14 protein-coding genes and 1 pseudogene are annotated in these 14,909 nt (G+C 59.6%); 4 read left to right on the top strand and 11 right to left on the bottom strand.

The annotated features are described in order from the left end of the window. Nucleotides 1-30 precede the first annotated feature (30 nt). The gene (locus J3P73_RS19820; protein ID WP_130692531.1) at nucleotides 31-1,029 is read left to right on the top strand and encodes an ABC transporter permease; all 999 of its coding nucleotides are present in this window, start codon (nucleotides 31-33) and stop codon (nucleotides 1,027-1,029) included. A gap of 58 nt (nucleotides 1,030-1,087) precedes the next feature. Here the strand turns inward: J3P73_RS19820 and J3P73_RS19825 are convergent, their stop codons facing one another. The 6 genes from J3P73_RS19825 to J3P73_RS19850 all read right to left on the bottom strand — a co-directional run bounded on the left by J3P73_RS19825 (nucleotide 1,088) and on the right by J3P73_RS19850 (nucleotide 6,851). Next, complete coding sequence (locus J3P73_RS19825; RefSeq protein ID WP_130692533.1) at nucleotides 1,088-2,137, bottom strand: ABC transporter ATP-binding protein; 1,050 nt, start codon at nucleotides 2,135-2,137, stop codon at nucleotides 1,088-1,090. 13 nt (nucleotides 2,138-2,150) lie between these two features. After that, on the bottom strand, nucleotides 2,151-2,993 hold the full coding sequence (locus tag J3P73_RS19830) for a carbohydrate ABC transporter permease (protein ID WP_011653282.1): 843 nt from the start codon (nucleotides 2,991-2,993) through the stop codon (nucleotides 2,151-2,153). Further along, on the bottom strand, nucleotides 2,990-3,913 hold the full coding sequence (locus J3P73_RS19835; RefSeq protein WP_130771814.1) for a carbohydrate ABC transporter permease: 924 nt from the start codon (nucleotides 3,911-3,913) through the stop codon (nucleotides 2,990-2,992). The genes J3P73_RS19830 and J3P73_RS19835 overlap by 4 nt, the downstream gene beginning before the upstream one ends. 11 nt (nucleotides 3,914-3,924) lie before the next feature. Next, nucleotides 3,925-5,172, bottom strand: a complete 1,248-nt coding sequence (locus tag J3P73_RS19840) for an ABC transporter substrate-binding protein (protein ID WP_130692537.1) — start codon at nucleotides 5,170-5,172, stop codon at nucleotides 3,925-3,927. A 132-nt stretch (nucleotides 5,173-5,304) separates the two neighbouring features. Next, on the bottom strand, nucleotides 5,305-6,096 hold the full coding sequence (locus tag J3P73_RS19845) for an SDR family NAD(P)-dependent oxidoreductase (protein WP_130692539.1): 792 nt from the start codon (nucleotides 6,094-6,096) through the stop codon (nucleotides 5,305-5,307). Next, nucleotides 6,096-6,851: a FadR/GntR family transcriptional regulator gene (locus J3P73_RS19850; RefSeq protein WP_024319320.1), complete on the bottom strand. Its 756-nt coding sequence runs from the start codon at nucleotides 6,849-6,851 to the stop codon at nucleotides 6,096-6,098. The genes J3P73_RS19845 and J3P73_RS19850 overlap by 1 nt, the downstream gene beginning before the upstream one ends. 160 nt (nucleotides 6,852-7,011) lie before the next feature. Between J3P73_RS19850 and J3P73_RS19855 the strand changes: the two genes are divergently transcribed. From J3P73_RS19855 to J3P73_RS19865, 3 genes are read left to right on the top strand one after another with little or no spacing between them, the layout of a single operon-like run. Then, nucleotides 7,012-8,151: a mandelate racemase/muconate lactonizing enzyme family protein gene (locus J3P73_RS19855; RefSeq protein ID WP_130771815.1), complete on the top strand. Its 1,140-nt coding sequence runs from the start codon at nucleotides 7,012-7,014 to the stop codon at nucleotides 8,149-8,151. A 58-nt stretch (nucleotides 8,152-8,209) separates the two neighbouring features. Beyond that, a complete protein-coding gene (locus tag J3P73_RS19860) occupies nucleotides 8,210-9,076 on the top strand; it encodes a DUF6772 family protein (RefSeq protein ID WP_130693102.1) in 867 nt (288 codons plus the stop codon). After that, entirely contained in the window at nucleotides 9,076-9,411 is a 336-nt protein-coding gene (locus J3P73_RS19865; protein ID WP_130656112.1) for a hypothetical protein, read from the top strand. Before J3P73_RS19860 ends, J3P73_RS19865 begins: the two co-directional genes overlap by 1 nt. A 42-nt stretch (nucleotides 9,412-9,453) precedes the next feature. On the opposite strand, the gene J3P73_RS19870 is transcribed toward J3P73_RS19865, so the two are convergent. The 5 genes and pseudogenes from J3P73_RS19870 to J3P73_RS19890 form a co-directional block, all read right to left on the bottom strand. Then, nucleotides 9,454-10,848 (bottom strand): FAD-dependent oxidoreductase, encoded by a 1,395-nt coding sequence (locus tag J3P73_RS19870; RefSeq protein ID WP_130692543.1) that lies wholly within the window; start codon nucleotides 10,846-10,848, stop codon nucleotides 9,454-9,456. 20 nt (nucleotides 10,849-10,868) lie between these two features. After that, nucleotides 10,869-11,672 carry an SDR family NAD(P)-dependent oxidoreductase gene (locus J3P73_RS19875; RefSeq protein WP_130673048.1) on the bottom strand — a complete coding sequence of 268 codons (804 nt, stop codon included), beginning with the start codon at nucleotides 11,670-11,672 and terminating at the stop codon, nucleotides 10,869-10,871. A gap of 615 nt (nucleotides 11,673-12,287) precedes the next feature. Beyond that, a pseudogene (locus J3P73_RS19880) lies at nucleotides 12,288-12,641 on the bottom strand (IS5 family transposase); the annotation flags it as partial. A gap of 171 nt (nucleotides 12,642-12,812) precedes the next feature. After that, a complete protein-coding gene (locus tag J3P73_RS19885) occupies nucleotides 12,813-13,481 on the bottom strand; it encodes a hypothetical protein (protein ID WP_018073609.1) in 669 nt (222 codons plus the stop codon). Nucleotides 13,482-13,505: 24 nt separating this feature from the next. Then, nucleotides 13,506-14,906 (bottom strand): selenium-binding protein SBP56-related protein, encoded by a 1,401-nt coding sequence (locus J3P73_RS19890; protein ID WP_018073608.1) that lies wholly within the window; start codon nucleotides 14,904-14,906, stop codon nucleotides 13,506-13,508. Nucleotides 14,907-14,909 lie beyond the last annotated feature (3 nt).

The raw sequence follows: 14,909 nt of genomic DNA on the forward strand, positions 1-14,909 counted from the left end.
CCGTTGCAACAGGAAGGAAGAAGGTCGACGATGGCGATTACACTTGACCAAACGATCGGACAGAAACAACGGAGCTGGCTTGCGACGATCATGGGCGGCCAGACATTCTGGGTACTGATTGCAGTCATTCTCGCCTGCATTTTTCTATCGACGGCGACGGACTCCTTTGCGACGGCGAAGAACATCTACAACATCACCCGCAACGTCACTTTCGTCGCCATTATCGCGCTCGGCATGACGCTGGTCATCATTACCGGCGGCATCGATTTGTCCGTTGGCTCCGTGCTTTGCCTGTGCAGCATGGTGCTGGCGGTCGTCATGCATGCGGGATACAGTATTGAAGTCGGCATCGCCGCCTCAATCGGTACTGCTCTTCTGGTCGGCGCTTTCAACGGCGTATTGATTGCCTATCTCGGCTTCCCGCCTTTCGTCGTCACACTCGGCATGTTGTCGATTGCCCGCAGCCTTGCGATGGTTGCGTCAAACAATACGGTCGTTTTCCAGTTCGGGCCTGATCACGACAAGCTCCTGGCGCTCGGTGGCGGCGCCTGGGTTTTCGGCATCGCCAATCCAGTGCTTTACATGGTCGTGCTGGCACTCATTACCGGTTTCGTGCTGCGCTGGACCAAGTTCGGCCGCTATGTCTTTGCGATCGGCGGCAATGAGCACGCCGCGACACTGACGGGTGTTCCCGTGCCGAGGATCAAGGTCATCGTCTATATGATTTCTGCCCTGTCGGCGGGGGTTGCCGGCATCATTCAAACCGGCTGGCTCGGCGCCGTCACCACAAACATCGGCGCCGGGATGGAACTTCAGGTCATTGCCGCCGCGGTTATCGGCGGCGCCAATCTGGCCGGCGGCGTCGGCACTGCCTTTGGAGCGTTGGTCGGCGCCGCACTCATCGAGGTCATTCGTAACAGTCTTGGCCTGCTCGGCATCAACGCATTCTGGCAGGGTTGCTTTATCGGCGGGGCAATCGTGCTCGCCGTCCTTTTCGACCGACTTCGCAACTTACGACAGGGCGAGTAGACGAACCCGGCTCTTAAGAGATTTCCGCGGCTCGAGCGCGCCAAGAGCGGCCGTACGTTCAAGCAGTCCGACCTCGTTCAGTCCGCTTTGTTGTCTGCCCGTTGCCCTTGAAAAAGTGCACCTTCGAGACATCGGCGGTGAGCCCTATTTGGATTCCCGCCTTCGTGTCATGACCGTCGTGCAGGACGAGGCAATCGTGCCCGTCCGGCAGCTTGACGTGGAGCAGCGTTACCGCCCCGGTATATTCACAAAGCCCGACGGTTCCGCGTAGCGTCCCGTCTCGAGGTTCCACGACCGTCAGATGCTCCGGCCTTATCCCGATGGTCTCGGCGGCGGCATCCATTGCCGTTGCGCCTGTCAGCAAAGGCGCGATATCTGCAGGGAGCAGATTCATTTTTGGGCTTCCGATGAACTGCGCCACGAAGGTATTTGCCGGCCGCTCGTATAGGTCCCGGGGGGAGCCGACCTGCTCGACGCGGCCGTCGCGCAGAACCACGATCTTGTCAGCGAGCGTCATCGCTTCGATCTGGTCGTGCGTTACATAGATCATCGTCGTGGAGAGCCGCTTGTGTAGAGCGGCAATTTCAGAACGCATGTGCACGCGCAACTCTGCATCGAGGTTCGACAGCGGTTCGTCGAACAGGAAGACATCAGGATTTCCGACGATGGCCCGGCCGATCGCGACCCGCTGCCGCTGACCGCCGGAAAGCTCGCGGGGGTAGCGATCGAGCAGTGCTTCGAGCTTCAGCGTGGCGCTTGCTTCATCGACGCGCTTCTGACGCTCCTGTGCCGGGACTTTGCGGACCTTCAGCCCGAAACCCATATTGTCCCGGACGGTCAGATGCGGATAGAGGGCATAGGATTGGAAGACCATGGCCACGCCGCGTTTCGAAGCCGGCACTTCGTTGACCACCCGGCCGCCAATCGCAAGTTCACCGCCGCTGAGATATTCCAGCCCCGAAATCAGCCGCAACAAGGTGGACTTGCCGCAGCCCGACGGACCGACGAATACGACGAACTCGCCCGGATCGATCCTGAGATCGACGCCGCGGATGACCTCGACGGCGCCGAAACGTTTTTCGATGCCTTTAAGCAATACACTGCTCATGAACGAAAATTCCTCATCCCTTCACGCCTGATAACGCAAAACTTTCGATGATCTGCCGCTGGGCGATCAGATAGACGATCAGGATCGGCACCACGGCAAGGCTGGTAGCGGCAAGCTGCAGGTTCCACAACGGTAAGCCGTAGCTGTCGTTGAAGTTCGACAAGGCCAAAGGCAGCGTGAACATGTCGAGCGAGCTCAGAAAGATCAGCGGCTCCAGGAACAGGTTCCACGAGAACAGAAAGGTGATGATGGAAACCGCAGCCAGGGCCGGACGCGCCATCGGCAGCGCTATCTTCCACCAGACGCCGAAGCGTGAGAGCCCGTCCATCTTGCCGGCTTCTTCCAGTTCCTTGGGCAGGGCCAGGAAATACTGGCGCATCAGGAACGTTGCCATCACCCCATGAGGGCCGAAGGTGGGCAGCAGGATCAGCGGCCAGTGAGTATCCACCAAACCAAACCAGCGCATCAGGAAGAAGTTCGGAATGATCGTCACTTCCTCCGGCACCATGAGCGCCGAGATCAGAAAAAGCATCAGCAGCCCGGCACCGGCAAACCGCATGCGCGCCAGCGCATAGCCGGCCAGGGACGAGATGACGAGAGTGAGCGCCGTTACAACGATCGCGATGTAAAGCGAGTTGAAATACTGCCGCGCGAACGGCTGGTATGTGAACACTTCGACGAAATTCTGCCAGCGCCAGACGCGCGGAATAAGCGTCGGCGCGCCGAATATCTCGGTCACGCTCTTGAAGCCGGCCGACACCATCCAAACGAATGGGAAAACAAAAGGAATGGCGGCGATCAGCAGTGCGATCGTCCAGCAGGCGCGGTAGAGGATCTGGATTTGGCGCTGGGTCACTCCGATCCCTTCCTCCGCAGCATCACCTGCACCAGGGTCAGCGCCATGATCATCACGAACATGATCATGGCGAGCGCCGAGGCATAGCCGACATTGAAGAACTTGAAGCCCTGCTGGTAGATGTAGAAGGCAAGCACCAGCGTGCCGTTTTCCGGGCCGCCACTGGTCATCTGGTATATGTGATCGAAGACCTTGAAAGAGCCGATTGTCGTAATGACCATGATGACCAGCGTGGTCGGCGCCAGCAACGGCCAGGTGATCATGCTGAAGATCTGCCGGCGCGAGGCGCCCTCCAGACGCGCTGCCTCTTCATAGTCCCGCGGGATCGCCTGCAGCGCCGCAATGTAGAGGATCATGTTGAGGCCCACCATCTTGATGACGCGGGTGACGATGACCGCCGCCATTGCCCAGTTCGGTTCACGCAGCCAGTTTGGACCGGTGATTCCGACCAGCGCCAGTACCTGGTTGATGAAACCGCCTTCTCCCTGCAGCAGAAATTTCCAGACGATCGCCCAGGCGATGGCCGAGGTGATGACGGGAGCGAAAAACACCGTGCGAAAGAATACGACGCCAAAGAACGGCCGGGAAAGGGCAAGCGCCAAGGCGAGCGCGAGCGCCATGTTGAGCGGCACGAGACCGATCGCGAAAATAACCGAATTGCGTACCACAAGCCAAAAGTCAGGGTTTTCGAGGAGCGCATTCTGAAAATTGGCAAGGCCTACGAAGGTGGCCTGCTGGCTGAGCAGGTTCCATTCGGTCATTGAATAATAGACCACTGCGCAGAGCGGACCGAGGAAGAAGATGAGGAACCCGATGAAGGTGGGGCTGACGAACAGCCACGCCTCCATCATCTCTCTCACCTTCAACGTCAGCCAGGTCTTTTGGCCCGTTCGAACGGAGTTATGAACGGTATCGGCCATCTTCGTTCTGATCAAAGCAGCGGCTGGATTGCTGCGCAGATGCCCTTGATGGCGGCATCGACATCGGCATCCGGCTTCCACAGAGCATCGACACGAGGCGCCATGGCGGCAAGGATCTGTGGCGCTTTTTCGTTAGCCGAGACCACCCGGCCCTTTTCTATAGCGGCAGCCACATTCTTCATCATCTCGGGCGATACAAGCTTGTTGCCGTTGATGAATGCATCGGCCTGCAGAACGCTCTTGCGGGCGGGCGGGAAGAACTGCGCCATGGTGGCGACGTTTTCCTTGTTGGTCATATGCGCCACGAATTCTGCGGCGATTTCCGTATTCTTGCCTTGGGCGAACACAACAAGACCGGCCTGGCCGATAACGGGTGACTCACCGCCTGGGCCGGTGGGCAACGGTGCGATGCCCCACTTGAAGCCGGCTTCCGCCATCTTCGAAGCACGGGAAATCTGGTTGACCGTCATCGCCGAATTGCCGGAGAAATAGTCTCCTTGTTCGCCCGGCGGAACGATGGACTTGTCCTTGAAGACCATGTCATGCAGCTGCTTGACCGCCTTGACTGCCTCGGGCTTGTCGAAGCCGCATTCCTTGTTCGACCAGATATCGCCACCATAGGCGCGGATTGGCGGCAGAAGGGCATGGGTCATGCGAGAGGCATAGCCTTCGCCATCCTTGAACTCGAAGCCCCATTTGCCGGGATTGGCTTGCGCGAGCTTCTTGGAGACTTCCTGGAACTTGTCCATGTCCCATTCGCCCTTGGCGGCGAGCGTCAGCGGATCTTCGAGTCCCGCTTTGTCGAACATGTCCTTGTTGTAGTAGATCATGAAAGGCGAGGTGGAGAACGGAATGCCGTAGACTGTTTCGTCCTTCTGCCAGAGGCCCATGGCCGGCTTCGAGAAATCGTCGAAATCATAGCCTTCCGCCGCCTTGAGCGTCGGGCCGAGGTCAATCAGAAGATTGGCATTTTCGAAAGCCGGAGCGGCATCTTCCATCATCCAGGCTATGTCGGGAGCATTGCCGCCGGCGATCTGGAAGGTCAGTTTCTGCGTGTAGTCGTTGACTGGCACGGTCTCGAACTTCACGTTCACGTCGGGATGCGTGGCTTTGAAGCTCTCCGCAATGCCATTCAGCATCTTCAGATGAGCCTCGCTCCCGGTCCAGACCGTCATGCGGAGATCCGTCGCGAAGACGGCAGACGTCGATATGCACAATGTCAACGCGGATGCTGCGATACCTGCTAATGCGGCCTTCATGGTTTCCTCCCTTTTTGGTCGTGGGCAAGCAGCCTTCGCCGACTGAATGCAAACGGCATTCGCCTGGAATTTGGCTGCAAGCTGCGGCGGATGGCTTCGCCGCATGATCTCGAAAACCTTGCCGCAGGCCGCTCACCCGGCAGCGTGCGGAAGGCTCCCGGGCGCGTCTCCAATCGACCATCCTCCGTCGACCGGGATATTTGCACCCGTAATGTAGCTGGCAGCATCGCTGCACAAAAAGACAAACGCCCCCACCAGGTCCTGCGGCTGGCCCGGCCTGCCCATAGGGATCTTGGCGGCAACCGCTTTGCGGAACGCCGGGTCGCCGTAGCGCGCGGCATTGGCTTCGATCTCGATCGCACCCGGCGAAACCACATTCAGCGTGACGCCGCGATGGCCGGTTTCGCGCGCAATCGACCTGATCGCGGTCAACTGCGCCGCCTTGAGCGACGCATAAACAACCGTTTCCGCCCGCGGCCGCACCGCCATGATACTGCCTGTGGCGACGACCCTGCCCCAACCCCGCTCGGCCATCGGCGGAACCAGCTTTGCCGTCAGCATCAGCAGCGCCGAGAAATTCGATGCCACATGAGCGCTGACATGCGCCTCATCGAATTCCTGCCAGGGCCGCCGATGTTCGATGGCGGCATTGGCAATGAGGATATCGATCGGGCCGTGTGTTTTGAGCACTTCATCGGCAAAAGCCTGCGTCGCACGCCCGTCGGTGAAGTCTGCTTCCAGTACCGGCGCTGTGCCGCCGGTCGCCCGGGCCACCTCACGCGCGCCCGTCTTATTACCGAAATGATGCAGGATCAGTTCCGCTCCATGCTCCGCAAGGCCAAGCGCAACAGCCCGGCCAATGCCGGAACTGGCACCGGTTACCAGCACCCGCCGGCCTTTCAATGAGAAGCGCGCGGCGCTCATCACTCGGCATCTTTCAGCTTGTCGGCCACCTCGAGCGAGGCAATGTCGGCAGCTTCGAAATGCTCCCGGATTTTTTGCTCGGCGAGGTCGGCATCGCCAGCTGCAATTGCGTCGTAGATCGCCTGATGCCGGTCAATCGTTGCCCGCCAGTCAGCGTCGCTGCGATTGGCGCGACGTGAAAACAATTCCGACACCTCGCGCTGCACGGAACGCATGCTCTCCATGTGCACGCGGATCATGTAATTACCCGTCGTCATGGCAAGGCCAAGGTGAAACAGGATGTCGGCGGCGGTAAAGCTGGAGGGCTCCTGCACGGAAGCCAGCATTCCCGCCAGGCCCTGCCGCATGATATCCAGACCTTCCGGATCGCGACGTTCGGCGGCGAGCCGGGCAATTCCCGTCTCGACGACGCGGCGCATTTCATTGGCTTCGCGCAGCCGCTTGAGACTGGAGCGGACCGCGTAGCCGTAAATCTTGTCCATCGAGTCGCCGCTCAGCGCCTTGGCGCGGGCAACCTTGCCTTGTTGGGTGAAGATCAGCCCGGCCGCCGTCAGTTGACGAAGCGCCTCGCGGGCGATCGGCTTCGAGACGCCGAACTCCCTGGCGATCTCCCCTTCGGGCGGCAACGGCTCGCCAGGCGAAATGCGCCCATCAAAGAGTGCTGCGGCAATCGCATCGGACACCCCATCCGCCAACCGAGAAGGGTTCGGCGGCTTGGCGGTGAAAACGGGCTTCCTTTCGGGAATTTCAGTCATCTCGGTCCTCATATTCACAAAGCTAACATGCAGTTTCCAACTTAGCAACTAGGTTTATCAGTTGCCAAGTCGCCAACATCTAGCTAGGAATAACAGACGCGCCCCAAAGCAGCGAGCAAAACCCGGAGCAACAAGCAAAACATTGGGAACGAAAGAGCCGATGGATTCCGTGCAACGTTCGATCGGACAGGCGATCCTCATTTCAGATGTCGTCGCTCATCCGCTCAGCCAGATGCTGCCCAAACCGACCGTCACGTCCTGGGGCACCTATCACAAGGTCTCGATGGTTCTCATCGAGGTGCGCACCGATGCCGTCGGCGTCGGTGAGGTGCTGGCCCGATTTTCGCCCAAGGCCTATGCGGAACTGATCGAAACCTCGTTAAAACCACGGCTGATCGGACAGGACGCACGCAACATCGGCGCGCTCTGGCAATCCATGCGGCGCTCGCTGTCAGGCCGCGCCGGCGGCATGCTGATCGAGGCGATCGCTGGCGTCGACATTGCGCTGTGGGACATCATGGGCAAGGCCGCCGGCATGCCGATCGCCAAGCTGCTTGGCGGCATCGGTCGGGAAGCAATCGAGGTCTATGCCGCCGCCGTAAACTGGGTCGACGATGCTGAGGCAGATCGGGAACTGGAGCGCTATATCGGCGAAGGATTCCCGCGCATCAAAGTCAAGATGGCCAATCCCGTCAGGGAAGCCTGCCGGCGCATCGAACGGCTGCGCAAACGCGCCGGCGACGATATCGAGCTCTGTGTCGACGCCAACTGGGCCTATGATCTGGACCAGGCGATCGAGGTCGGCAGGGCACTTTCGGCCAACGGCTACTTCTGGTTCGAGGAGCCACTGGCGCCGGAAAACGAGCAAGGCTACGAAGAACTTCGCAAACGCTGCGACGTGCCGCTCGCAGCCGGAGAGAGCAACTTTACCGCCGATCAGGCGCAGCGTCTTGTCGCCAACCGCACCCTTTCCATCCTGCAGCCAGATGTCGCTCGTGCCGGCGGCATATCCGAAACACGGCGCATGGCCGACTATGCCGCTCTCCATGATGTGGGCTACGCCCCGCATATCGGCATGTCCGGCATTATCTGCGAGACGGCCAGCGCGCATCTGGCCGCCGCCCTTCCGAATTTCCGGGTGATGGAATGCGAATGCGATCTTAGCCCCTTCAAGCGCGACCTGGCCGATCTGGCGCCCGGCTGCCTGCGCCAGAAGAATGGCCAGCTCGACGTGCCGACACGGCCGGGTCTCGGCATCGAAATCGATTGGGACGCCGTCAAACGGCTCCGCGTACAGTGAGGTCAACACCATAATGACGACATCAGCCCCCTCTTCCACAGCCGACATAATGGAAGCCATGAGGCTCGCCATGCTTCGCGCAGATCCGGCGCTCAGCCGTTTCGATCCTCTGCCGCGCATCCTGTCGTTTGACGATTTTTCGCGCGGGCATTGCGGCTGGTCACAGTTGGTCGGCAATTACGAGGACACACTCGACGTCATGCTGCCCGGTTTTGCCCAGCACTCGAGCGCCATGCTCTCAACTCTCGGGCATTGGGATGCAGGCTCCCACGGCGGCATGGATTCGTCCTATGCGCTCAAGATCGCCACAAAGGCAAAACCGGGTGCCCAGAACGTTGCAATCAAGCGTCATACCTTCCGCAAGCGCGGGCCGATCCGCTTCGAGATTTTCTTCACGTTCAAGCCGGAGGCGACGGAGCTGAAACTATCGGAAACCGACGTGCGATCGGTCGGCTTCCTGTTCGACCTGCAATGCGGCGATCGCGACGGAGACGGCGAGCGGGTTATGCCACATCTGCGCTTTCTCAACGCACTCGACGGCAAGCACCTGCAGAAATGGCAGTACAAACGTGAGACCACGTCCTTCACCGCCATCGGCCGGGAAGACAAGACCGTAAGCCACTATCACCTGGCGCCCGAAGGCTGGCTGGACTTGCCGGATGGTGAACAACGGCTCTGCTACAACGAGATCCCGACGAAGGTGAACTGGAGCTATATGCGCTTCGATTTCGACCTCGCCTCCATGAAGGCGATCGGCTTGCAGTGCAACGACCGGAATTTCGACGTATCCGGCTTCGAGTCGATCCGGATTCCGGCGATGAAAAACCTCTGGTGCATGCTGAACTTCTGCCTGTTCGCCGAGACGGATGTCGCCAAGCGTGCCTTTCTCTACGTCGATTCCATCTGCATTTCAGGGGATTTTTGATGCTTCCCGAAAACATCACGGCGGTGATAACCCGCAATGAGCGCTGGAGCGGTGACGCCGCGAGCGAACCCTATGAGGCCGGCTGGGCGCATGAAGCCGTGTTCTTTATTCGGGCATTGAAGCCTCCCATCGGCGCTGCACCCAAGGGCTGGGTGGAGATCTCGCCTGACGGCATGCACTGGGTTCGAGAAGGAACGGAATTCGCCATGCCGGGCGAACAGGACGGCGTTGCCGTGGCCCGGCTCAACACCTTCGGCAATTGGCTGCGCGTTGCAACCCGCTTTGCCGATGGCGCTGAATGCACCGTGCTGGTGACCCTTCATCTGAAGGCTTGATTTGAGAAAACGCGGGAATAACTTCCGCGCTTTCTCCTTCCGTCAGCCAAGATAGGCGCCCTGGGCCAGAAGTTCCCTGCGCAAATCCGCGTAGTCGACATGCCGCGGGCTGGCCCTGTTACCGACCGAAAGCGCCGCGGCAACACCAGCTGCCTGACCGAGCGCAAAACAGGGCGGCATGACACGAATGGCGCTGAGCGCCTCATGCGTCGCCGAAACGGCGCGGCCGGACACCAGCAGGCCCTCATGAAAGCGCGGCAGCATGACCCGGTAAGGTATCTGGTAGATATTGGCCGCATCAAGCCCCGCGCCACCGGTACCACCGCCCGAGCCTGTGGGGTCGTGAATATCGAGCGGATAGCCGCACAACGCCACGACATCGTCGAAGGCGCGGCCGGAATGCAGATCCTGCAGTGTCAGTTCGTAGGCGCCATCGATCCGTCGCGTTTCCCGCACGCCGATCTGGGTTGCCGTGTCCCGCAGTTCCACCTGCTCGAAGCCGGGCAGGTTGTTGCGGAAGAAATCGAGCAGCGCCACGGTCTGCTCCCGGCCTTCAACCTCGGCAAGCGAGAGCTCAAGGGCGTCAGCCCCATTGCGGCGCAAGACGCGGCCGGTATTGATGCGCCAGACGCCGGGTTCCATGGTCTTGTAGAGACCGATGCCGCGGCGAGGCACGGGAAAGCGGCCCTCTGCCGTCGCCTTGGCGACGATCGAGGCGAAGGGCCGAAAATCCTGCGGATGCGCGCGGATGTAATCCTCCACCACCTGGTCATCGACGTTCTGCACGCGGAAGAACAGTGTCTGCGGCTGGGAAAGGCCGTCGCTTTCCCGCCCCTGGCGGGTATGGACTCCGGCATAATGGGCGACATCGCCATCGGCCGAGCAGTCGACGACGACCTTGGCACGAATGCTCCTCAGCCCGCCCTTGCCGGCGCAAACAACCCCGAGCACCTGGGGATTGTCCGCATCATGATCGTCGACGATCGCATCGACGACCATGGTGTGCAGCAGCAATTCCACTCCCGCCTCGATGCACATGCGCTGCGCCGCGACCTTCGCCGCCTCAGGCTCGAAAGGCGTCACCTTGTCGTGGCCGTAGACGATGAAGCCGCAATAGGCCGAACCTGCCGGGATCGTACTCGGATGCAGCGCGCCGCCAAGCGCCATCATCCGCTGAACGAATTCTTCGTAGATGCCGCGGATCAGTTGCTGGCTGCCATCGAGCGAATAGGAGGTCATGCAGGGGCCGACGAGGCCCGCCGTGAGGTTGCCGCCGAGGAAGCCGTAGCGCTCCACGAGGCGTCCCCGCACGCCAAGACGTGCCGCCGCGACCGCAGCCGATAATCCCGATGGTCCGCCCCCGATGACGAGCACATCGACATCATCGAGTTCGGGAATATCAGCCGAATAGGCGTAACGGCGGGCTGTCTGCTGCATGCCTGTATCCCCTCCCCGGTCTAGCGGAACATCGATCCGCCATCGACATCGAGCGCGGCACCGTAGGTAAAGCTGGCTGCATCCGAGCACAGGAACATGATTGCCGCCGCCATGTCCTCCGGCCGCCCCATGCGCCGCATCGGCAGATTACCGGCGATGCGGTCCTTCAGCGACTGATCGATATGCGAGTGCATCGGGGAATCCGTCGGCCCGGGATTCAGCGCGTTGATGCGGATCTTCTTGCCCGCAAGTTCGCGCGCCACCGACTTGACCATCGACAGGGTCCCGGCTTTCGATGCCGCATAGGCGGTATCGGCAATCAGGCCGCCGCCGCCATGCACGCCGGCATCCGAGGCGATACAGACGATGTTGCCGCCATCGGGGTTGTCGAGCATGCGCTTGACTGCGCCCTGCACGACGAAGAAGGTGCCGAGCAGATTGACATCGAGCACGCGGTGCCAATGCGCCCGATCCTGCTCGAATATACGCTTGGCTGTGATGATCGCCGCACATGTCACGACGTTATCGAGACGCGCCAGATTGGCGTCGCAATAGTCGAAGGCCTTATCGATGCTTTCCTGATTGCTGACATCCACCGTCACCGTGTGAACAACCGCGCCGCCATTACACAGTTCCGCACCGTAGCGCTTCAGCCCCGCCTCATCACAGTCGGCCATGACGACTTCCGCGCCCTTGCTGGCAAACGCCCTTGCAGTTTCAAGACCCATTCCACTCGCTGCGCCCGTGATAAGGACGGTTCGGCCTGCAAAACTATCGTCGGAAAAAGTAGCATAGGCCCCAGACATCGTCGCAGCTTCCTTCATTAACGGCAGCCCAAACAACCGGTCAGCAGGCCCGCCTCGCTATTGCTAGAAACGTAGCAACTATGTTATATAGTTGTAAAGCGCAATGTGTGGCGATACGCTGTCTGGAAACAGTATCCCGACCAGGAAAGGCGCCGAGGACCGATCGGGCATGTTTCACGACAGTTGCCGGAACGTGGCTGAGTTTGCTGCAGCGGTTCCCAACGTCAAATCTCGCATGGCCACGTCATTTGGCAAAAGCAGCAAAGCCCCGGCCGTTTTTGCGGTCCGGGGCTTTTAAGTATGTGTATTTGGGAATGTTTGGTTGCGGGGGCCGGCTTTGCCCCGTTCGGGTCTTAAAACAGTCCACTGGACTGTTTTATCGGGCGGGGCCCGATCGACCTCTCACCCTTCAGGTTATGGTGAGCTCTGCGAACGAGGAGCTAACATCGCCAGGGAAAGCGAAGCTTTTCCGCCAGCGATAAAAAGATAGGTGCTGATCTTTAGAGAGGAATTTGGTTGCGGGGGCTCGCAACACCCGATTCCTGCGATTAGTCGAACGCTATGTACCGAAATTGGCGGCGTAATTCCGATGCAAAAAGTTTCAATCGATACTAGGTCGTAGTGACGATTTAACTATTTGAGCCAGATGGCGATTGCGGCGAGTTTTACAAAGCCCATGAAGTTGGCGAGGAGCTTGTCGTATCTGGTTGCGACGCGTCGGAACTGCTTAAGCTTGTTGAAGATGCGTTCGATCTTGTTGCGCTCCTTGTAAAGATCGACGTTGTAAGAGCGCAGGATTTTCCTATTGCACTTGGGCGGGATGACGACTTGGGTTCCGGCTCCGGTGATCTTGTCGACGAGATGGTCTGCGTCATATCCCTTGTCGGCAATGGCTGCATCGGCATTGATGCCGTCGATGAGATCCTCGGCCAACGCGATGTCGTGGCGCTGGCCGGGACTGGCGATCAGGCGGACCGGAAGACCAAGCAGAAGCGGTCATCGGCAGAACCCGCGAAAGTTGTCAGAAACTCTGTGGCGATCCAGCCGATATGATTGGGCCCGTATGCAACCATTGGCTCGCTCGCGGACCGTTGCTCAGCAATTGCGCTTACAACATCATGTGCTATGCGCTTGTCGTTACCATCGAGGGCCTCGGGCCTACTGAGCGAATCCGAGACTCGCGATCCCAATTCCCCCCACCAGGATCAGGCTCGCGGCCCACACGATATCGAGATTGAACCAGCTTTGTGAGATGAACTTGGGTCCGAGCCATCGATAGACGGCAATGGCGATAACGCCGCCACTTACAATCATGGCGGCCGCGTGGACCACGGAGACGGCCGTGGCGGTGATCAGATTACCAGTCATGAGCGTGGCAGCCGCTTGGTGTCCGACATCCGGTTCCCCGGCCAAGCACAGGCCCAGATAAATCGGCACCAGCATCAGCCCGGCGCCATGCGCGGTGGCAGCCGCGAAGGACCACAACGCCAGTTGCGCCGGCGGTATACGGGCAAGAACACGCGGGTGGCGCCGGTTGATCAAGAGATAGATTCCGGCTGCGATCACGATCAACCCGGCCGCGATGCGGATCTGTCGTTCCCAGACAATCAGCGTCAGCATCGCGCCGAAGGGCAGCAGGATGCCAATCATCGCCACAAAGTGGCCCATTGCCAAAAGGCCGAGCGCCCGGAACAATTCGCTGGCACGTCTGTCCAACAATCCGGCCGAGACGGCCAACGGCCAGCCCATGCCGGGGTTGACGCCGTGATAAATGCCGCTGGCGATGACGGCCAACCAGAGAGACCCGGCAGTCGTCCACTCGCTCATCGCTTCATTGACCCGAGCAGTCGGTTACACCGATGGATAGCAAAATGAATCCGTCGAGCAATCGCCGCCTTCCAGACGAATCTGGTGCGAGCGATACCCCTCGGGGAACTTGACATAAAAGTCCTTGTCCAGGGTGATCCCACCGTTCTCGCCGACACTGGCCTTGACCATGGCTGCCGGGATACCATCGGGATAGAACTGGTCGTCCCAGGTCGAATACAGAGAGTTGGTCCAGTAAACGCGTTTGCCGTCGCGGCTGATCTCGACCATCTGCGGGCCGCCCCTGTAGTCGCCGCCGCCGGGATGCTTGGTCTTGCGCGTGATGCCGCCAATATGGACGGACCCTGCAAGCTTAGGCTTCATAGGATCGGTGACGTCATATTGGCGCATCTCACCGGTCCCCCAGCAGGATACGTAGAGGAAGCGGTCATCGAGCGATAGGTCTATGTCGGTTACCAGCGGCGGGACCGCCTCGAAGCCCTGCAAAAGCGGGGGAAGGTCATCTTTCGCAGCTGCCTCGGGCGGGATAGTCGCCGTCTTTTCGCAATGAAATTTGCCATCCTCGCGCCACCATGTCCAGATCGATCCCTCAAGGTTTGTCGTGTCAACGACCACTCCAAGGAAACCGTATTCTTTTACCGGGTCATGGGCGGGGCGGACTTCCAGTGCCATCTGGTGATTGACTCCCAGATCAATGGTCTGCACGTTCCTGCGTTCGCGCAAATCCCAGAAATGCACCCGGTGTCCGTATTTGTTCGACAGGAGATCTTCCGGGACGATGCCCTTCTCGAACTGGGGCGGAAGTGCCCACTCGCTCGATACCATGTAGTCGCGTGGCAGGTTCCACCAGAAATCATACTGCTTGTCCTGTGGCCCACGATCGATCTCATAGCGCCCGATGACATCGAACGTCTCGCAATCCATGACAAAGATGCCGGGAGGTCCGTCGGTGCCCTCAGGGCCACCGCCCCCAAGCGTCGAGACATAAATACCTTCCGGACCGCAGTGAATCGTATGAGGCCTAGAATAGCCCGTCTTGGCAAACACTTCTTCTGGCTCGATGACCTTGTGGATTTTGGCTTTGGTCGGTCCGCCCTTGGTGTCTATTACGTAGATGCGCGAAGATCGAATACCGGGAATGATCAGAAACCGGCGCTCGAGAAACGGGTGACCGTTCAGCGGCGAAAGGGCCGAAGAGCACGCGTTCCAGCCGAAGTGGTGAAACTCGTCGCCCTTGTTTGGCATTATCACGCTATGGACGACCTTGCCGTAGTCCTTTGACTTCGGGTCTACGTCAACTATTGCTAATCCATCAGGCCGAGAGAAGTCGGGACTCAACATCAAAGTGTACGCAAAATTTTCGACTGGAGCCTGCATTGCGAGCTTGGCAGTCGCGTGGAAAGTCCGGTCTGGCCGTACAGTCATTGT

Source organism: Rhizobium ruizarguesonis (genome assembly GCF_017357285.1).
GTDB lineage: Bacteria > Pseudomonadota > Alphaproteobacteria > Rhizobiales > Rhizobiaceae > Rhizobium > Rhizobium ruizarguesonis.